The sequence below is a fragment of the Klebsiella spallanzanii genome, from assembly GCF_902158555.1.
In the GTDB taxonomy this organism is placed as follows: domain Bacteria; phylum Pseudomonadota; class Gammaproteobacteria; order Enterobacterales; family Enterobacteriaceae; genus Klebsiella; species Klebsiella spallanzanii.
The window spans coordinates 168,240-188,778 of sequence record NZ_CABGGS010000004.1; the positions used below are offsets into that span (position 1 = coordinate 168,240).

General features: G+C 55.2%; 15 protein-coding genes. 10 read left to right on the plus strand and 5 right to left on the minus strand.

Translation table 11 applies throughout. From position 1 onward, the window contains the following. The first annotated feature begins 537 nt into the window (after window positions 1-537). The 5 genes from mrcB to fhuB all read left to right on the plus strand — a co-directional run bounded on the left by mrcB (window position 538) and on the right by fhuB (window position 9,288). Window positions 538-3,093, plus strand: coding sequence for a bifunctional glycosyl transferase/transpeptidase (mrcB, locus tag FN082_RS07120; protein WP_112215814.1), 2,556 nt, complete (start codon window positions 538-540; stop codon window positions 3,091-3,093). Window positions 3,094-3,362: 269 nt separating this feature from the next. Continuing rightward, complete coding sequence (fhuA, locus tag FN082_RS07125) at window positions 3,363-5,576, plus strand: ferrichrome porin FhuA (RefSeq protein ID WP_142981359.1); 2,214 nt, start codon at window positions 3,363-3,365, stop codon at window positions 5,574-5,576. A 45-nt stretch (window positions 5,577-5,621) separates the two neighbouring features. Then, window positions 5,622-6,419, plus strand: coding sequence for a Fe3+-hydroxamate ABC transporter ATP-binding protein FhuC (gene fhuC / locus FN082_RS07130; RefSeq protein ID WP_139537027.1), 798 nt, complete (start codon window positions 5,622-5,624; stop codon window positions 6,417-6,419). Continuing rightward, window positions 6,419-7,309, plus strand: coding sequence for a Fe(3+)-hydroxamate ABC transporter substrate-binding protein FhuD (gene fhuD / locus FN082_RS07135; RefSeq protein ID WP_139537028.1), 891 nt, complete (start codon window positions 6,419-6,421; stop codon window positions 7,307-7,309). The genes fhuC and fhuD overlap by 1 nt, the downstream gene beginning before the upstream one ends. After that, window positions 7,306-9,288, plus strand: a complete 1,983-nt coding sequence (gene fhuB, locus FN082_RS07140) for a Fe(3+)-hydroxamate ABC transporter permease FhuB (protein ID WP_142981360.1) — start codon at window positions 7,306-7,308, stop codon at window positions 9,286-9,288. The genes fhuD and fhuB overlap by 4 nt, the downstream gene beginning before the upstream one ends. A gap of 45 nt (window positions 9,289-9,333) precedes the next feature. On the opposite strand, the gene FN082_RS07145 is transcribed toward fhuB, so the two are convergent. Next, window positions 9,334-10,254, minus strand: coding sequence for an Rpn family recombination-promoting nuclease/putative transposase (locus FN082_RS07145; RefSeq protein ID WP_142981361.1), 921 nt, complete (start codon window positions 10,252-10,254; stop codon window positions 9,334-9,336). A gap of 208 nt (window positions 10,255-10,462) precedes the next feature. Further along, window positions 10,463-11,743, minus strand: a complete 1,281-nt coding sequence (gene hemL / locus FN082_RS07150) for a glutamate-1-semialdehyde 2,1-aminomutase (protein WP_142466374.1) — start codon at window positions 11,741-11,743, stop codon at window positions 10,463-10,465. A 180-nt stretch (window positions 11,744-11,923) separates the two neighbouring features. Between hemL and clcA the strand changes: the two genes are divergently transcribed. Beyond that, window positions 11,924-13,342, plus strand: a complete 1,419-nt coding sequence (gene clcA / locus FN082_RS07155) for a H(+)/Cl(-) exchange transporter ClcA (protein WP_142981362.1) — start codon at window positions 11,924-11,926, stop codon at window positions 13,340-13,342. Window positions 13,343-13,423: 81 nt separating this feature from the next. Then, entirely contained in the window at window positions 13,424-13,768 is a 345-nt protein-coding gene (gene erpA / locus FN082_RS07160; RefSeq protein ID WP_110272482.1) for an iron-sulfur cluster insertion protein ErpA, read from the plus strand. Between the two features lie 80 nt (window positions 13,769-13,848). Here erpA and FN082_RS07165 read toward each other — a convergent pair whose 3' ends face one another. The 3 genes from FN082_RS07165 to mtnN are packed head-to-tail and all read right to left on the minus strand — an operon-like array spanning window position 13,849 to window position 15,990. Then, window positions 13,849-14,472, minus strand: a complete 624-nt coding sequence (locus tag FN082_RS07165) for a TRIC cation channel family protein (protein WP_142464262.1) — start codon at window positions 14,470-14,472, stop codon at window positions 13,849-13,851. A gap of 26 nt (window positions 14,473-14,498) precedes the next feature. Next, window positions 14,499-15,299, minus strand: coding sequence for a vitamin B12 ABC transporter substrate-binding protein BtuF (btuF, locus tag FN082_RS07170; RefSeq protein WP_142464261.1), 801 nt, complete (start codon window positions 15,297-15,299; stop codon window positions 14,499-14,501). After that, window positions 15,292-15,990, minus strand: coding sequence for a 5'-methylthioadenosine/S-adenosylhomocysteine nucleosidase (gene mtnN / locus FN082_RS07175; RefSeq protein WP_142464260.1), 699 nt, complete (start codon window positions 15,988-15,990; stop codon window positions 15,292-15,294). Before mtnN ends, btuF begins: the two co-directional genes overlap by 8 nt. An 84-nt stretch (window positions 15,991-16,074) precedes the next feature. On the opposite strand from mtnN, the gene dgt reads away from it, so the two are divergent. From dgt to cdaR, 3 genes are all read left to right on the plus strand, one after another. Next, complete coding sequence (gene dgt, locus FN082_RS07180; RefSeq protein ID WP_142464259.1) at window positions 16,075-17,589, plus strand: dGTPase; 1,515 nt, start codon at window positions 16,075-16,077, stop codon at window positions 17,587-17,589. A gap of 134 nt (window positions 17,590-17,723) precedes the next feature. Then, on the plus strand, window positions 17,724-19,163 hold the full coding sequence (degP, locus tag FN082_RS07185; RefSeq protein WP_142464258.1) for a serine endoprotease DegP: 1,440 nt from the start codon (window positions 17,724-17,726) through the stop codon (window positions 19,161-19,163). A 191-nt stretch (window positions 19,164-19,354) separates the two neighbouring features. Beyond that, window positions 19,355-20,512, plus strand: a complete 1,158-nt coding sequence (gene cdaR, locus FN082_RS07190) for a DNA-binding transcriptional regulator CdaR (RefSeq protein WP_004098741.1) — start codon at window positions 19,355-19,357, stop codon at window positions 20,510-20,512. The last annotated feature ends 27 nt before the right edge of the window (window positions 20,513-20,539 follow it).

A 20,539-nucleotide genomic window follows, 5' to 3' on the forward strand; every position in this document is an offset into this window, starting at 1 on the left:
ATTTGTATGGAGTCATCACAAAATCTGCCAAATTATAAATGTTATGCGGCTCTCGTTTTTATCATTGCGGTCTTTTAAAATTCTTTTTCTTTCGGCCGAGATGACTCTCTTTTCCTGACTAAAATAATATTTTCTGCTGCTGCGATCCCCCGTTTCCGCTGGTAGCCAGCTGCTGTTGCGATGGGGACAGGCGCACATTTTATGTTATTAAAAAACATAATAATTTCCCTTTTGTTACCCGATGAGCATGTAAAATGCTGGTTAAGAATGTCGCGGTTTAGTGCTATCCTGTGTCTCCTGGACAATAAATGCTGTGTCCCGAACTATTCTGCCAATGAAGCGTGTAACAATGTGATTTATATGGTGAATTTTTAAAGTGAAAATCATGCGAGCGACATGATAAGACGTCGCGCAGTCCATAAATGGATGCCTGAAAACGAAGACATTCAGGCGTCAATTTGAGAGATTTCTTCTTCCTCCTGTCGGGGGAAACATTGAGAATCAGGCCTTTACGCCTGTAAGTTGCGGAGAAAAAGCATGGCGGGAGATGACCGCGAGCCGATCGGACGTAAGGGGAGACCCTCACGCCCGGCAAAACAAAAGGTAACTCGTCGTCGGGTTCGGGAAGAGGACTACGACGACGATTACGATGATGATGACTATGAGGACGAAAAACCGATGCCGCGGAAAGCAAAAGGCAAAGGCGGTAAGCCCCCTCGTCGTAAACGCACCTGGCTGTGGCTGCTGATTAAGATTGGCGTCGTCTGTGCGGTTTTGATTGCCGCCTACGGCGTCTATCTCGACCAGAAAATCCGCAGCCGCATTGACGGTAAAGTCTGGGATCTGCCCGCCGCAGTCTATGGCCGGATGGTCAATCTCGAGCCAGATATGCAGATCAGCAAAAACGAGATGGTGCGCCTGCTCAACGCCACGCAGTATCGTCAGGTGAGCGCGATGACGCGCCCGGGCGAATACACGGTGCAGGCCAACAGCATTGAGATGATCCGCCGTCCGTTCGATTTCCCGGACAGTAAAGAAGGCCAGGTGCGCGCGCGTCTGAGCTTTGACGGCGATCGTCTGGAAACTATCGAGAACATGGATAACAACCGCCAGTTCGGTTTCTTCCGTCTCGATCCGCGCCTGATCACCATGCTGCAATCGGCCAACGGTGAACAGCGCCTGTTCGTGAAGCGTAACGGCTTCCCGGATCTGCTGGTCGATACGCTGCTGGCGACCGAAGACCGCCATTTCTACGAGCACGATGGTATCAGCCTTTACTCGATTGGCCGTGCGGTGCTGGCTAACCTGACCGCCGGTCGTACGGTGCAGGGGGCGAGTACGCTGACCCAACAGCTGGTGAAGAACCTGTTCCTCTCCAGCGAACGTTCATACTGGCGTAAGATTAATGAAGCCTATATGGCGCTGATCGTTGATGCCCGTTACAGCAAGGATCGCATCCTTGAGCTGTATATGAACGAGGTGTACCTCGGTCAGAGCGGCGATAACGAAATCCGCGGCTTCCCGCTGGCGAGCCTGTATTACTTTGGCCGCCCGGTGGAAGAGCTGAGCCTCGATCAGCAGGCGCTGCTGGTGGGAATGGTAAAAGGTGCGTCGGTTTATAACCCGTGGCGTAACCCGAAACTGGCGCTGGAGCGACGCAACCTCGTGCTGCGTCTCCTGCAACAGCAGCAGATCATCGATCAAGAACTGTATGACATGCTGAGCGCGCGTCCGCTGGGCGTACAGCCGCGCGGCGGGGTTATCTCTCCGCAGCCTGCGTTTATGCAGATGGTGCGTCAGGAGCTGCAGGCGAAATTGGGCGATAAAGTGAAAGATCTCTCCGGCGTGAAGATCTTTACCACCTTCGACTCGGTTGCGCAGGATGCAGCGGAAAAAGCGGCGATAGAAGGCATCCCGGCGCTGAAGAAACAGCGTAAGCTGCCGGATCTGGAAACCGCGATGGTTGTGGTCGACCGCTTTACCGGTGAGGTGCGGGCGATGGTTGGCGGGGCGGAGCCGCAGTTTGCTGGTTATAACCGCGCGATGCAGGCGCGTCGTTCGATTGGTTCTCTGGCAAAACCGGCGACCTATCTGACTGCGCTGAGCCAGCCGAACCAGTATCGACTGAATACCTGGATTGCCGATGCGCCAATCGCGATTCGTCTGTCTAACGGTCAGACCTGGTCACCGCAGAACGACGATCGTCGCTACAGCGATAGCGGTAAAGTGATGTTGGTTGACGCCCTGACCCGTTCAATGAACGTGCCGACGGTCAACCTCGGGATGGCGCTGGGCCTACCGGCGGTGGTCGATACCTGGACGAAGCTGGGGGCACCGAAGAACCAGCTTAACGCGGTTCCGTCTATGCTGCTGGGGGCGCTGAACCTGACGCCGATTGAGGTCGCGCAGGCGTTCCAGACCATTGCCAGCGGCGGTAATCGCGCGCAGCTGTCAGCGTTGCGTTCCGTTATCGCTGAAGATGGTACCGTGCTGTATCAGAGCTATCCGCAGGCGGAACGCGCCGTTCCGGCACAGGCGGCGTATATGACGCTCTGGACCATGCAGCAGGTGGTGCAGCGCGGCACCGGTCGTCAGCTGGGTGCGAAGTATCCGGGTCTGCATCTGGCGGGTAAAACCGGGACCACCAACAATAACGTTGATACCTGGTTTGCCGGTATTGACGGCGGTCAGGTGACCATTACCTGGGTGGGTCGCGATAATAACCAGCCGACCAAGCTGTACGGAGCCAGCGGCGCAATGTCGATTTATCAGCGCTATCTGGCTAACCAGACGCCAACGCCGCTGGTGCTGACCGCGCCGGAAGACGTTGTGGATATGGGCATCGATAGCAGCGGTAACTTTGTCTGCGGCGGCGGAATGCGTTCGCTTCCGGTATGGACGACCACGCCGGATGCGCTCTGCCAGCAGGGCGAGCAGATGCAACAGCAGCAGCTCGAACAGCAGCAGGCGAATAACCCGTTCAATCAGTCCGGGCAGCAGCAACAGCAGCAAAATCAGCAGCAGCAACCGCCGAAGCAGGAAAGTAGCGATGGCGTCGCGGGCTGGATTAAGGATATGTTCGGCAGCAAGTAATTATCCGCTTCATCCTGGAATGATTTTGCGGATAGGTTACTGCAATATAAATAGGCCCTCTAATACCTCAGTATTAGAGGGCTTTTTATATCTGTAAAATAATTAACAGCCATTTAACCCCACAATTACTGTCTGGTTATTTATTCAGCCTTTGATATCTCATGAGGGGCATATTTCTTGCCTTGCCTCAATCGTTTCGCCTATTATGTCATCCGTTATAATAATAATTCTCGTTTACGTTATCATTCACTTCCATTAGAGATATACCCATGGCGCGTCCAAAAACTGCTCAGCCAAACCACTCGCTGCGTAAAATCGCAGTCGTAGTAGCCACGGCGGTTAGCGGCATGTCTGTCTATGCACAGGCGGCAGTTGAACCGAAAGAAGAAACGATTACCGTTGTTGCAGCACCGTCCAGCCAGGAAAGTGCCTGGGGACCGGCTCCGACAATCGCGGCAAAACGTTCGGCTACCGCAACAAAAACTGATACCCCGATAGAAAAAACGCCGCAGTCTATTTCCGTGGTCACCCGCCAGGAAATGGAGATGAAGCAGCCAACAACGGTCAAAGAAGCGCTGGCTTATACGCCGGGCGTATTCTCTACCCGCGGCAGCTCGACTACCTATGATGTGGTGACAATTCGTGGCTTCACCACCTCCACGACGGTGAATACCAACCAGTATCTGGATGGTATGAAACTGCAGGGCAATAACTATTCTGAAGTATCGATGGACCCTTATTTCCTCGAACGTGTGGAAGTCATGCGCGGGCCAACCTCGGTGCTTTACGGCAACAGCAACCCTGGCGGCATCGTCAGTATGGTCAGCAAACGCCCAACCACAGAGCCGCTGAAAGAAATCCAGTTCAAAATGGGTACCGATAACCTGTGGCAGACCGGCTTTGACTTCAGCGACGCCATTGATGATAACGGCGTATGGTCATATCGTCTGACCGGGTTAGGCCGCAGCCAGGATGCCCAGCAGCAGATGGCGAAATCTACTCGCTACGCGGTAGCACCGTCCTTTAGCTGGCGTCCGGATGACAAAACCGATTTCACCTTCCTGAGTAATTTCCAGAACGATCCGTATGCCGGTTATTACGGCTGGCTGCCGCGTGAAGGGACCGTGGTGCCGTATTACGACGCCAACGGCAACGCCCATAAGCTGCCGACGGATTTCAACGAAGGTGAATCGGATAATAAGATGGCGCGCCGCCAGCAGATGGTTGGCTACAGCTTCTCGCATCAGTTTGATGACACCTTCACTGTGCGTCAGAACCTGCGTTATGCCGACGTGCATACCCTGTATCGTTCGGTCTATGGCAACGGCTATGCTCCGACAGGGAAGATCAACCGCGCGTATGTGCGCTCTGATGAACATCTTAATACGTTTACCGTTGATACCCAGCTGCAGTCAGATTTTGCTACCGGTGCGGTAGGCCATACTCTGCTAACCGGCGTTGATTATTCGCGCATGCGCAACGATGTGAATGCACTTTATGGCTCAGCCGATTCTATTGACATACAGAACCCGCAGTACGGCAACCCTAATATTGATGTTAGCGGCCCATATGCCAAGTATGCGGTTCTCAATCGTATGGAGCAAACCGGCCTGTATGCGCAAGATCAGATGGAGTGGGATAAGTGGGTTATGACGCTGGGCGGTCGCTATGACTATGCGATGGCTTCAACTCTGACTCGCTCTTCTGACTCGCTGGCTAAAAACCACGATCAGCAGTTTACCTGGCGCGGTGGAATTAACTATCTGTTCGATAATGGTATCTCTCCATACTTCAGCTACAGCCAGTCTTTCGAACCGGTTTCCGGATCGTCCCGGGATGGAAAACCCTTCGATGCTTCCCACGGCGAACAGTATGAAACGGGGGTTAAGTATGTGCCGAAAGATATGCCGATTGTGCTGACGGCGGCGGTATATCAGTTGACCAAAGATAAAAACCTGACGGCGGATCCAAATAATTCTGCATTCAGTATCCAGACTGGTGAGATCCGCTCTCGCGGTATTGAGCTGGAAGCGAAAGCGGCGGTGAACGCCAATATTAACGTCACCGCGTCCTATACCTACACTGACGCTGAATACCAACACGACACCGTGTTTAACGGCAAACGTCCGGCGGAAGTGCCACGCAATATGGCATCACTGTGGGCAGATTACACCTTCCACGAAACCGCGCTTAGCGGGCTGACGCTGGGTGCCGGTGCGCGTTATGTCGGTTCAACGGTGAGCTATTACAAGAATGACACTTCTACGGGGAATAAAAATGATTCCTTCAATGTGGCAAGTTACGCTGTAATGGATGCTACCGTGAAATACGATTTGGCACGCTTTGGTTTGCCGGGATCGTCGATTGGGGTCAACGTCAACAACCTGTTCGATCGTGAATACGTTTCCAGCTGCTACAGTGAATACGCGTGCTACTGGGGCGCAGAGCGTCAGGTCGTGGCAACCGCAACTTTCCGTTTCTAACCACTTAACGGGCGCGGTTCGCCGCGCCTCTTACCGGGTCCCGTTATGCAGGAAAACACTCCGCACTCCGATACTACGTTTTCGCTGGACCGCGTGACCTTCCGCGTGCCCGGCCGCACGTTGCTGCATCCTCTCTCATTAACCTTCCCGGCGGGAAAAGTGACTGGCCTGATTGGCCATAACGGCTCCGGAAAATCGACGCTGTTGAAAATGCTGGGCCGCCATCAGCCGCCTTCGGAAGGTGATGTTTTGCTCGACGGTCAGCCGCTCGACAGCTGGGGCAGCAAAGCGTTTGCCCGCAAAGTCGCCTACCTGCCGCAGCAGCTGCCGCCAGCGGAGGGCATGACGGTGCGTGAACTGGTGGCTATCGGTCGCTATCCGTGGCACGGGGCGCTGGGGCGCTTTGGCGTAGCGGATCGCGAGAAAGTGGAAGAGGCGATAGCGCTGGTTGGGCTAAAACCGCTGGCTCATCGGCTGGTGGATAGCCTCTCCGGCGGCGAACGTCAGCGCGCGTGGATTGCCATGTTGGTAGCCCAGGATAGCCGCTGTTTGCTGCTCGACGAGCCGACCTCGGCGCTGGATATCGCCCACCAGGTGGATGTTCTGGCACTGGTTCACCGTCTTAGCCAGCAGCGCGGGCTGACGGTTATTGCCGTCCTGCATGATATTAATATGGCTGCCCGCTACTGCGACTATCTGGTTGCTCTGCGCGGCGGTGAGATGATTGCTCAGGGAACGCCTGCGGAACTGATGCGCAGTGAAACCCTGGAACAAATTTACGGTATTCCGATGGGGATCCTGCCGCATCCGGCTGGCGCTGCGCCGGTAAGTTTTGTCTATTAATGGAAAACCTGAATCTAATTACGCGGCGGCGCCTGCTGACCGCGATGGCTCTGTCGCCGCTGCTGTGGCAGATGCGCGGCGCGCGGGCGGCGGAAGTTGACCCGCAGCGTATTGTCGCTCTGGAGTGGCTGCCGGTCGAGCTGCTGCTGGCGCTGGGCGTCACGCCTTATGGCGTCGCCGATATCCCGAACTACAGACTATGGGTTAATGAACCTGCGCTGCCGGACTCGGTGATTGATGTCGGGCTGCGCACCGAGCCGAATCTTGAACTGCTGACCCAGATGAAACCATCATTTCTGGTCTGGTCGGCAGGATATGGTCCCTCGTCGGAAAAACTGGCGCGGATTGCGCCCGGGCGAGGATTCACCTTCAGCGACGGTAAGCGCCCGCTGATGATGGCTCAGCAGTCACTTAGTGAAATGGCTGAACTGATCGGCAAACAGCAGGAAGCGAAACGCCATCTGGCGGAGTTTGACGCGCTGATGGAGAGCCTGCGGCCACGCTTTGCCAAACGCGCCGATCGCCCGCTACTGATGATTACCCTGCTTGATACTCGTCACGTGCTGGTTTTTGCGCAAAACTGTCTGTTTCAGGAAGTGCTCGAACGCTTTGATATCCAAAACGCCTGGCAGGGGGAAACCACCTTCTGGGGGAGCGTTACCGTCGGTATTGACCGGCTGGCGGCCTACAGGGACGTTGACGTTATCTGCTTCGATCATGGCAATGAGCGGGAAATGGCGCAGCTTATGGCGACGCCGCTGTGGCGGGCGATGCCCTTTGTTCGCGCAGGGCGTTTTCAGCGCGTCCCGGCGGTGTGGTTCTACGGTGCGACGCTATCGGCGATGTATTTTGCCCGCGTGCTGGCCGATGCGCAGGGAGGTCCGGCGTGAGGCAGCGAATTTCTCCTCTGGCGATACTGTTGCTTTCGATACTCCTTATCGCCGCTTTTACGCTAACGCTGTTCAACCTTAACGTGGCGCTGCCGCGAAGCGAATGGGTTCAGGCGCTCTGGCAACCGAATATCGATAATATCGCCCAGATGCTGTTCCACTACAGCCTGCTGCCGCGGCTGGCAATATCGCTGCTGGTCGGCGCCGGACTGGGGCTGGTGGGCGTACTGTTCCAGCAGGTGCTGCGTAATCCGCTGGCGGAGCCGACGACTCTTGGCGTGGCGACTGGCGCGCAGCTAGGGATGACGGTAACGACACTGTGGGCAATCCCTGGCGTACTGGCGTCGCAGTTTGCCGCGCTGGCCGGGGCGTGTCTGGTCGGTGCGCTGGTATTTGGCGTCTCCTGGGGCAAACGCCTTTCGCCGGTAACGCTGATTCTGGCAGGGCTGGTGGTCAGTCTCTACTGCGGCGCGCTCAATCAGCTGATGGCGATTTTCCATCACGACCAGCTACAAAGCATGTTCTTGTGGAGCACCGGCACCCTGACGCAGACCGACTGGAGCGTGGTGCAGCGGCTGTGGCCGCAGCTGTTGGGCGGAGCGATTTTAACTCTGCTGCTGTTGCGTCCGCTGACCTTGATGGGGCTGGACGACGGCGTGGCGCGCAACCTCGGGCTGGCGCTCTCGCTGGCTCGGCTGGGGGCGTTGACGCTGGCGATTATCATTAGCGCGCTGCTGGTGAATGCGGTGGGGATTATTGGTTTTATCGGTCTGTTCGCGCCTCTGCTGGCGAAGATGCTGGGCGCGCGCCGTCTGTTGTCGCGCCTGCTGCTGGCGGCCCTGATTGGCGCGCTGCTGCTGTGGCTCTCCGATCAGCTTATCCTCTGGCTGACCCGGGTATGGATGGAAGTCTCCACTGGCTCGGTGACCGCGCTGATTGGCGCGCCGCTGCTGCTATGGCTGCTGCCGCGCCTGCGTAGTATTAGCGCGCCGGTGATGAACGGTGGCGATAAGGTATTGGCTGAACGGCAAAATGTGCTGTGGTTTGCGCTGGGCGGCCTGGTGATTTTGCTGCTGGCAATTATCGTTGCGCTGGCTTTTGGTCGCGACGCGCAGGGCTGGCACTGGGCCAGCGGTACGTTACTGGATCAACTGATGCCCTGGCGCTGGCCGCGCATTCTGGCGGCGCTGTTTGCCGGCATGATGCTGGCGGTGGCGGGCTGCATTATCCAACGTCTAACCGGTAATCCGATGGCCAGCCCGGAAGTGCTCGGGATCAGCTCCGGCGCGGCGTTCGGCGTGGTGGTGATGCTGTTTTTTGTGCCGGGCAATGCGTTTGGCTGGCTGCTGCCTGCTGGTAGCATCGGGGCCGCCGCAACGTTGCTGATCATCCTGATTGCTGCCGGGCGCGGCGGGTTCTCACCGCATCGTATGCTGCTGGCGGGGATGGCGCTGAGTACTGCGTTTACCATGCTGCTGATGATGCTGCAGGCCAGCGGCGATCCGCGAATGGCGCAGATCCTGACGTGGATTTCCGGTTCAACCTACAGCGCGACGCCAGAGTTAGTCGTGCGTAGCGGCATGGTGATGCTGATCCTGCTGGTGCTGGCCCCGCTATGTCGCCGTTGGCTAACGATTCTGCCGTTGGGCGGCGAAGCGGCGAGAGCGGTCGGGATGGCACTGACGCCGTCGCGTATTGGGCTACTGCTGCTGGCGGCATGTCTGACCGCCACCGCGACGTTAACCATTGGTCCATTGAGCTTTGTGGGGCTAATGGCACCGCATATTGCCCGTATGATGGGGTTTCGACGTACGATGCCGCATATGGTGATGTCCGGGCTGATTGGTGGGGTGCTGCTGGTGTTCGCCGACTGGTGTGGCCGAATGATGATGTTCCCGTACCAGATCCCGGCGGGACTGCTGTCGACCTTTATCGGCGCACCGTACTTTATCTATCTGTTAAGAAAGCAGAGCAGGTAGCGTTTTGGCATCGCGATGCCCGGCGGGCGTCGCGATGTCATCTGATCAACCACCTGAATTCTGCAACTGTTTGATTTCGTTTTCCGTTAATTCGGTGAGCTGAATGACCAGCGACTGTTCCATTCCGTTTTCCAGCATCCGGTTGGCAATTTTTAGCCGAGCCTTTGCTTCACCTTTTTCAACGCCCCATTCAAGAAAAAGTTCCTTACCGTTCTTCTCCAGCCATTCGTCCAGCGTTTCCATTGACTCCTCCTGCGGTATATGACTTACCAGTCCATTGAAAAAAGCCTTAGGGTTTGCGGTATAACCGCGCTGCCCCATATAGCTAAATAACACTTTTAGCTGTTCGGCGGTAGTGTATCCGGCGTTCAGCAGGCCCCCCAATTGCTCCAGCAGCAGCATGAGATCCCGTTGCCGAATATGTTTCTGCAGGAGCTCCAGTATCGCAATACGCCGGTGCTGCATAATCGCATCGTCAGGTATGACGGTGATATCGACCAGCGGAAAAGGGCGGTTGTAGACTTTTTTTGCCCATTCCGGCGAGTCGAACAGGCTGTACCAGTTCATCGGGAAGGGGGAGGGCGAGGTTTTACCTTGATAAAACAGAATGGGGATAACCAGAGGGAGATGCGTATTTCCTGCTTCCAGATGTCGCCGCATGGCGGCGACGGCATAGCGCATTAGGCGAAAAGCCATCTGCTTATCCGGTGAGCTTTGATGCTCAATAAGTACGTGGATATAGCCTGTCTTATCTTTTATTTTCAGGGAGTAAAGTATATCGGAGTAATAGGCGCGCAGGTCTTCTTCGATAAAATTACCTGATTCCAGCTGTAGCGTGCTGAGATCGCACAGCGTGCGCAGGTCTGTCGGAAGGTGGATATCAATAAAATCTCTGGCGGTTTCGGTATGGGTCATGAGCTGTTTAAAGATTGCATCATGCGGTGTAGGGGAAGATTGCGTTGTCATCCTGAGCGATCCTTGCGGCTGAGTTTTCGCTGAGAATCTGCTTTTGGCTGCACAGTGTCTGCCCGCGATTTTGGGTTCTACGAGGCGGAATGATGACAATCTTTTGAGGCGATCGAGTTTGCACAATGTTATGCGTCGGCCGACGCAAATTTGTGTTTTTTTAAGGCATGACGTTATTGCCGGGGCCGCGTTGCCCCGGCATTCAGGATTACAGCTTCGCGAAGGCGTTACGTGCTGCGGCGATAGTGTTATCGATATCTTCTTCACTGTGGGCGATAGACATAAAGCCTGCTTCAAACGCCGACGGCGCCAGATAGATACCCTCTTCCAGCATCAGGTGGAAGAAACGTTTGAAACGCTCTACGTCGCACTTCACCACATCCTGATAGCAGGTCACGGTGGGCGCATCGGTAAAGAAAATGCCGAACATGCCGCCGACGTTATTCACTACCAGCGGAATACCGGTATCACGGGCGGCGTCCAGCAGACCCTGAGCCAACTGATTGGTTAGTTCAGTCAGGGTTTCATGCACGCCAGGCTGCGCCACTTCGGTTAAGCAGGCGAAGCCCGCCGCCATGGCGATCGGATTACCGGAGAGCGTTCCCGCCTGGTAAACCGGGCCGGTCGGGGCCAGCGCATCCATCACTTCACGACGACCGCCGAAGGCGCCAACCGGCATCCCGCCGCCGATAATTTTGCCCAGGCAGGTCAGGTCCGGCACGACATCGTAGTAATCCTGTGCGCCGGCCAGCGCCACGCGGAAGCCGGTCATCACTTCATCGATAATCAGCAGCGCGCCGAATTCATCGCACAGCGCGCGCAGGCCCGGCAGGAATTCAGGCTGCGGCGGGATGCAGTTCATATTACCGGCGACCGGTTCAACGATGATGCAGGCAATATCCTGCGGATACTGTTCGAACGCGGCGCGCACAGATGCGAGATCGTTATAGGTGCAGGTCAGGGTATGTTTGGCGAAATCCGCCGGAACGCCCGGAGAGTTCGGCTGGCCAAGAGTCAGTGCGCCTGAACCGGCTTTAACCAGCAGGCAGTCAGCGTGGCCGTGGTAGCAGCCTTCGAATTTAATGATTTTATCGCGACCGGTAAAGCCGCGCGCCAGGCGAATGGCGCTCATGGTCGCTTCGGTACCGGAGTTCACCATGCGGACCATATCCATGGTCGGGACCAGTTCAGTGACCAGCGCCGCCATTTTGACTTCCATCTCCGTCGGCGCGCCGAAACTCAGGCCGCGTTCCGCTGCTTCAATCACCGCGTTGCGGATTGCCGGATGATTGTGACCGAGCACCATAGGGCCCCAGGAACCGACATAATCGATATACGCTTTACCATCGACGTCGTAGAGGTATGCGCCATCGGCGCGCTCAATAAACAGCGGTGTGCCACCCACGCCGGTGAAGGCACGTACCGGAGAGTTCACGCCGCCGGGGATAAGTTCACGCGCAGCGTTATACAGGTTTTCAGATTTGCTCATTGCCGGGTTCCTGGTTCGTGAAAAATGTTTTGTCGGCTATTCTAAGTTATTCCAGGAAGGTTATGAAAGTTTTGCCCAATTGAAACAATGTGGTCGTGACGTATTTTTTTGACGACGGGGCTTGTTTGGTTGGCTAGAATGCCCATCTTTCCATTTGTATTACCAATAATTGATAATGGCATGAAAGCAGAAAATCCCTCTTCTTCAGCACATCAGTTCGTGCGTGTTCGCCGCGGTGATGCCGTGCGTCGGTTGATTCAGCGTGATAAAACGCCGCTGGCGGTCTTATTGATGGCGGCCGTTGTCGGGACGCTGGCAGGACTGATCGGCGTCGCGTTTGAGAAAAGCGTCAACTGGGTACAAAACCTGCGCATTGGCGCGCTGGTTGAGGTGGCGGACCACTGGTTTTTGGTCTGGCCACTGGCTTTTATTTGCTCTGCGCTGCTGGCGATGGTGGGCTATTTCCTCGTGCGTCGTTTTGCGCCGGAAGCGGGCGGCTCCGGGATCCCGGAAATAGAAGGCGCATTAGAAGAGCTGCGCCCCGTGCGCTGGTGGCGCGTGCTGCCGGTGAAGTTTATCGGCGGGATGGGTACGCTGGGGGCGGGGATGGTGCTGGGGCGTGAAGGACCGATGGTGCAGCTTGGTGGCAACCTTGGGCGCATGGTGGTAGATGTATTCCGCCTGCGCAGTCCGGAAGCGCGCCATACGCTATTGGCGACCGGTGCCGCCGCAGGACTTTCCGCCGCATTTAACGCGCCGCTCGCCGGTATCTTGTTTATTATTGAAGAGATGCGCCCGCAGTTTCGTTACAACCTGATCTCCATTAAAGCCGTGTTTACCGGCGTGATAATGTCGACGATTGTTTTTCGCATTTTTAACGGCGATCACGCGGTTATCGAGGTTGGCAAGCTGAGCAACGCGCCGGTCAATACGCTGTGGCTGTATTTGATCCTCGGGATGATTTTTGGCTGCATCGGCCCACTGTTTAATACGCTGGTGCTGCGTACCCAGGATATGTTCCAGCGCATTCATGGTGGAAATATCAAAAAGTGGGTGCTGATTGGCGGCCTGATCGGCGGCAGCTGCGGCGTGCTTGGGCTGATTCAGCCAACGGCGTCCGGCGGTGGGTTTAACCTGATTCCTATTGCCGCGGCGGGCAATTTTTCCGTCGGCCTGCTGCTGTTTATTTTTATCGCCCGGGTGATTACCACGCTGCTCTGTTTCTCTTCCGGCGCGCCTGGCGGTATCTTTGCGCCGATGCTGGCGCTGGGGACGCTGCTGGGAACCGCGTTCGGCATGGCGGCAACGCCGCTGTTTCCGGCGTATCATCTGGATGCGGGGACGTTTGCCATTGCCGGTATGGGGGCGCTGCTTGCCGCCTCGGTCCGCGCGCCGATAACCGGTATTGTACTGGTGCTGGAGATGACCGATAACTATCAGCTCATTTTGCCAATGATTATTACCTGCCTCGGCGCAACACTATTGGCACAATTCCTCGGCGGTAAGCCTTTATACTCGACCATTCTGCAGCGTACCCTGGCAAAACAAAAGGCGGAACAGGAAGCAAAGGCGCAGCCGGTCGGCGGGGAGAATACTTGAACGATTTACTCGGGTATTGGATAATGGCTCAAAAGGTCGGGTTATTCTTTAACCGGTCAGAAGTAGCAATGGGAGCATAAAATGAGTGATGACGTAGCGTTGCCGCTGGAGTTTACCGAAGCCGCAGCGATTAAAGTAAAAGACCTGATTGCGGATGAAGACAATCCGAACCTGAAACTGCGCGTATATATCACCGGTGGTGGCTGCAGCGGTTTCCAGTACGGCTTCACCTTTGACGATCAGGTTAACGATGGCGATATGACTATCGAGAAGCAGGGCGTCGGTCTGGTGGTTGACCCAATGAGCCTGCAGTATCTGGTCGGCGGAGCCGTCGATTATACCGAAGGTCTGGAAGGTTCGCGTTTTATCGTGACCAACCCGAACGCGAAAAGCACCTGCGGCTGCGGTTCCTCGTTCAGCGTCTAAAGATGGACCCCCGCCCTCTTCCACAGGGAGAGGGAGCAAACGCTAAAAACGGTAACGTTAAGGTTACCGTTTTGCTTTTATTACCGCCCGTTCTCATCAAGCGCAAATGTTGGCAGCTTCAGGTGCCAGCGAATTGCCGCCAGGCGAATCACCAGCGTGACGACCATCCCTATCATTGCTGCATTTTCTAACGGAACGCGGAAAGTGTAATACGCCGTCGCGTGAACGATACCGCCAACAATGCAGGCCGTGGCGTAGATTTCCGTGCGCAGGATCATCGGGATTTCGCGCGCCAGCACATCGCGAATAATCCCCCCGCCAACGCCGGTGACAACGCCCATACAGACGGCAACTAGCGGCCCGCTGTGGGCAAGAAATGCTTTATTCACCCCAATACCGACAAATACCGCCAGACCGACGGCGTCCAGTACCGGCAGCACCCATTTAGGTAGCCGACGTGGCTGACGCACCAGCAGGATAGTGAGCATGCTGGTCACCATCGCCACCACCAGGTCGGTAGGATCTTTCACCCAAAATACCGGGCCGTTAGCTAGAGCCATATCGCGAATGGTTCCGCCGCCCACCGCGGTGACTACGCCTAATACCAGTACGCCGAAAGGGTCCATGCGCAGCTTTCCAGCCAGCAGGACGCCGGAGATGGCAAACACGGCGGTGCCAATAATATCCAGCCAATAGACAAGCATCGTCAGTTCCCTGGGTTATCAGGTGATTATTTTATCTGCTCAAGCGCAGTACAGAGTTGTTTTGCGGCGAGGATAATACGTGGGCTCGCGCGTTCAAACCAGTCGCCATGTAGGACAATAAACGAAATTTTTAGCTGATTCTGCCAGTAGCGCTCAACGGCGGGAAGTTTGCTGGCATCGCCGGTAATGACAATCGCCTGCGGCTGCCTTGCCAGCACCTGTTCGCGGCTGACCTGCGGCCAGGGAACCCGGCTGGCGGCAAAAATGTTTTCTCCTCCGCAAAGCGTCAGAACCTGATCCTGAATCGAGCCTTTGCTGCTGGTAAAGAGAGGGTTGGCGCCGAACTGTAAAAACACCCGCTTTTTCGGCACCCCGGCATAGCGGGTTTTTAGCGCCTGGTATTCATCCTGCATGTCCTGCGCCGACTGCCGCGCCTTTTCCGGCTGCGGGCTCCATTGCGCCAGCTGGCGAAGCGTGGTGATGATATCTTCGATGGTAGACGTTTCAACCCAGATAACTTTAATACCAAGCGAGCTTAGCTGGTTAACCTGGCGTTCAGCGTTGCCACCGCGCCACGCCAATACCACATCGGGTTTGAGAGCGACGATGCGCTCCAGATTCATCCCTTGCCAACTGGAGACCTGCTCTATTTTTGCGGCTTCTGGTGGGTAATCGGAATAGCTGCTGACGCCAACTGGCGTAATACCGGCGGCAAAAGCTAGCTCAGTGTTGGCTGGTGAGAGCGTAACCACCCGCGGCGCGGCAAAAAGCCACGCCGGGGCGAGCAGCAGCAGGGCGGCAAGCGCCTTTTTGAGCGACTTAGCCACGAGCCAGATGCTGCACCAGGTTTTCCACCATCAGGGTGGACTGCTTAGCGGCAACGGCGAGAAACTCGTCAAAGCTCAGATGGGACTGCTGGTCGGCAACATCGGAAATGGCGCGAACGACAACAAACGGCACGCCGTAGTTGTGGCAGACGTGCGCGATGGCCGTTGCTTCCATTTCGACCGCCACGGCCTGCGGGAAGTTCTGACGGATTTTTGCCAGACCAACGGAACCGTTGATAAAGGCATCGCCGCTGACAATCAGACCGCGTACTGCGTTAAGATTCAGCGCTTTGATGCAGGTTTCCGCGGCGGCAATCAGTTTTTCGTCAGCTTTAAAACCGGCAGGGCAGCCAGGCAGTTGGCCATATTCATAGCCAAACGCGGTGACGTCAGCATCGTGGTAACGCGTTTCGTCGGAAACGACGATATCGCCGACCTTCAGCGTGGATGCCAGACCGCCCGCAGACCCGGTGTTAATAATGACATCCGGCTTACAGTGTTCCATCAGCAGCGTTGCGCCCATGGCGGCGGCCACTTTACCAATACCCGATTTCAACAGAGCGACGTCGATACCCTGAAGCTGGCCGGTGTAGATTTCGCTACCGCCGAGGGTGATGGTCTGGCGGTTGTCAATTTTGTCGCGCAGAAGGGTAACTTCCTCTTCCATAGCACCAATAATGCCGATTTTCATAGATTTACTCGCGATATGTGGGTTTTAGCGGCATAGTCTATCATGCGCTTAGAAGGAAACGTTATTGCTCGCTCGGGGGAGATCATGGCTAAGATCGATTTTCGCAACAAGATTAACTGGCGTCGCCGCTACCGTTCACCGCAGGGCGTTGAGACGGAGCGTGAAATTCTGCGAATTTTCGAAAGCGATCGCGGGCGTATTGTTAATTCACCGGCGATCCGCCGGTTGCAGCAAAAAACCCAGGTTTTCCCGCTGGAGCGCAATGCTGCGGTGCGTACCCGCCTGACCCACTCCCTTGAAGTTCAGCAGGTTGGCCGCTATATCGCCAAAGAGGTGTTGAGTCGCCTGAAAGAGCAGAAGCTGCTGGAAAGTTATGGGTTGGATGAGCTCACCGGTCCGTTTGAAAGCATCGTTGAAATGGCCTGCCTGATGCATGATATCGGCAACCCACCTTTTGGTCATTTTGGCGAAGCGGCAATCAACGACTGGTTCAGCCAGCGGCTATTCCCCGGCGATGCGGCAAGTCAGCCATTAACCGACGATCGTTGTGTGGTCGAATCGCTCCGTTTGCAGGAGGGGGAAGGGCCGTTAAATGAACTTCGCCGCAAAGTTCGCCAGGATTTATGCTGGTTTGAGGGAAATGCGCAAGGTATCCGTTTAGTACATACGCTGATGCGAATGAATCTCACCTGGGCGCAGGTGGGCTGTATTTTAAAATATACCCGTCCGGCATGGTGGCGAGGCGAGCCGCCCGTCAGCCACAATTATTTAATGAAGAAACCTGGTTATTATTTAGCCGAAGAGGGCTATGTTGCGAGGTTGCGTAAAGAACTGGATCTGGCTCCTTACAATCGATTCCCATTAACGTGGATTATGGAAGCCGCGGATGACATCTCATATTGTGTCGCCGACCTTGAGGATGCGGTAGAAAAACGCATCTTCAGCGTAGAGCAGCTTTATCAGCATCTCTATGATGCCTGGGGTGTTCATGAAAAAGGCTCCTTGTTTAATCAAGTGGTCGAAAATGCCTGGGAGAAATCGCGTGCGAATTCTCTTAGCCGGAGTACCGAAGATCAGTTTTTTATGTATTTACGGGTTAACACGCTGAATAAGCTGGTACCCTACGCGGCGCGTCGGTTTATTGATAACCTGGCGGCGATTTTTAGCGGCGATTTTAATCATGCGCTGCTTGAAGACGATAGTGATTGCAGCCAATTGCTTGAGCTTTATAAAAATGTTGCGGTAAAACATGTGTTTAGCCATCCTGATGTTGAGCAACTGGAACTACAGGGTTATCGCGTTATTAGCGGTTTGCTGGATATTTACCAGCCGTTGCTTAAATTATCGCTGGATGAGTTTAATCTGCTGGTGGAAAAAGAGCGGGTGCGAAGTTTGCCGATTGCTTCACGCCTTTTCCAGAAACTTTCAACTCGCCATCGGCTGGCCTATGTAGAGGCCGTAAATAAGATTTCACGCAACAACCCGGAGTTTCCGGTGATGGAATATTATTATCGTTGCCGTCTCATTCAGGACTATATCAGCGGAATGACCGACTTGTATGCATGGGATGAATATCGACGATTGATGGCTGTAGAATAAGCGTGAGTTTTGTAAAGACGAACAATAAATTTTTACTTTTGCCGAAACTTCATTCTGGAACTTCGCGCTATAAAATGACTCTGATAGTCACGTACACAGCAACTATTCGTTATCTGAAATCGAGATTGAAACATATGAAAAAAACCACGTTAGCAATGAGTGCCCTGGCTCTGAGTTTAAGTCTGGCGTTGTCCCCTCTCTCTGCGAGCGCGGCAGAAACAGCTTCTTCAGCCACTAATGCGCAGCAGATGCCAAGTCTGGCTCCGATGCTGGAAAAAGTGATGCCGTCGGTCGTGAGCATTAACGTTGAGGGGAGCACCACCGTTAATACGCCGCGGATGCCGCGTAACTTCCAGCAGTTCTTCGGGGATAATTCTCCGTTCTGCCAGGATGGTTCCCCGTTCCAAAGTTCTCCGTTCTGTCAGGGCGGCGGACAGGGTGGCGCACCGGGTAGCGATGGCGGCCAGCAGCAGAAATTTATGGCCCTCGGATCCGGGGTTATCATTGATGCCGCTAAAGGCTATGTCGTTACCAATAACCACGTTGTGGATAACGCCACGACTATCAAAGTTCAACTGAGCGATGGTCGTAAGTTCGACGCGAAAGTGGTCGGCAAAGACCCGCGCTCTGATATTGCGCTGATTCAAATTCAGGATCCGAAAAACCTGAGCGCAATTAAGCTGGCGGACTCTGACGCCCTGCGCGTCGGCGATTACACCGTCGCGATTGGTAACCCGTTTGGCCTGGGTGAGACCGTGACCTCAGGGATTGTTTCCGCGTTAGGTCGTAGCGGCCTGAACGTCGAAAACTATGAAAACTTTATCCAGACCGATGCGGCGATTAACCGTGGTAACTCCGGCGGCGCGCTGGTTAACCTGAACGGCGAGCTGATCGGTATCAATACCGCGATTCTGGCACCGGACGGCGGCAACATTGGTATCGGCTTTGCTATTCCGAGCAATATGGTTAAAAACCTGACCGATCAGATGGTTAAGTTTGGCCAGGTTAAACGCGGCGAACTGGGCATTATGGGGACCGAGCTGAATTCCGAACTGGCGAAAGCGATGAAAGTCGATGCTCAGCGCGGCGCATTCGTCAGCCAGGTCATGCCGAATTCAGCGGCGGCTAAAGCGGGCATCAAGGCGGGTGATGTTATCACTACGCTGAACGGCAAACCGATCAGCAGCTTTGCCGCGCTGCGTGCTCAGGTGGGTACCATGCCTATCGGTAGCAAAATTGAGCTTGGCCTGCTGCGTGACGGTAAACCGGTAACGACGACCGTTGAGCTGCAGCAAAGCAATCAGAATCAGGTTGATTCAAGCACCATCTTCAACGGTATTGAAGGTGCGGAAATGAGCAACAAAGGCCAGGATAAAGGCGTCGTCGTGAGCAACGTGAAAGCGGGGACTCCGGCAGCGCAGATTGGCCTGAAGAAAGGCGATATCATCGTTGGTGCTAACCAGCAGCCGGTGAAAAATATTGCCGACCTGCGCAAAATCTTTGATGCCAAACCGTCGGTTCTGGCACTGAATATTCAGCGTGGCGATACCTCTATCTACCTGCTGATGCAGTAATCCACATCGGCTTGCAAAGCCCCTTTTCTCCTTGCGGAGGGAAGGGGCTTTTTTCACTCTGAAGGCCATTCCGTTTTTCGTTCTGTGACACCTCCCACAACTCCATACTTCTTATCCTGGCTTTGTGCTAATGCACAATGCGGCCTATTGCCAACTCTTTTATGCTGATAGCCTGCTCACGGGAGGGTTACATGGCTGGCTGGCATCTTGATACCAAAATGGCGCAGGATATCGTGGCGCGCACGATGCGCATCATTGATACCAATATCAACGTAATGGATGCCCGCGGGCGCATTATCGGCAGCGGAGATCGCGAGCGAATTGGTGAATTGCACGAAGGGGCGTTGCTGGTGCTGTCACAGGGACGCGTAGTCGATATTGATGATGCGGTGGCCCGGCATTTGCACGGTGTGCGTCAGGGGATCAACCTGCCGCTGCGTCTGGAAGGGGAAATCGTTGGCGTAATCGGCCTGACCGGTGAACCGGAGTCATTACGTAAGTACGGTGAACTGGTCTGTATGACCGCGGAGATGATGCTGGAGCAGTCGCGGCTGATGCATCTCCTGGCTCAGGATAGCCGTCTGCGTGAAGAGCTGGTCATGAACCTGATTCAGGCGGAAGAGAACACGCCGGCGCTGACCGAGTGGGCGCAGCGTCTGGGTATCGATCTCAACCAGCCGCGCGTGGTGGCGATGATTGAGGTGGACAGCGGTCAGTTGGGCGTTGATAGCGCGATGGCGGAGCTGCAGCAGCTACAAACTGCGCTGACCACGCCGGATCGTAATAATCTGGTGGCTATTGTCTCGCTGACCGAAATGGTGGTACTGAAACCCGCGCTGAATGCCTTTGGCCGCTGGGATGCGGAAGACCACTGCAAGCGTGTTGAACAGTTGATTAGCAGGATGAAAGAAAACGGTCAGCTGCGTTTTCGCGTGGCGCTGGGCAACTTCTTTACCGGCCCGGGCAGCATCGCGCGTTCATACCGTACTGCCCGAACGACGATGATGGTCGGCAAGCAGAGAATGCCGGAAAGTCGAAGCTATTTTTACCAGGATTTGATGCTGCCGGTGCTGCTCGATAGCCTGCGTGGCGGCTGGCAGGCCAACGAGCTGGCGCGCCCTCTGGTTCGTTTGAAAGCGATGGATAACAACGGTCTGCTGCGGCGTACCTTGCAGGCGTGGTTCCGTCATAACGTACAGCCGCTGGCCACCTCAAAGGCGCTGTTTATTCATCGTAATACGCTGGAGTATCGCCTGAATCGTATTTCTGAACTGACGGGGCTGGATCTGGGGAATTTTGACGATCGTCTGCTGTTGTATATTGCTTTACAGCTGGATGAGCAGCGCTAAAAATACTCCCGCCTGCGGCGGGAGTGG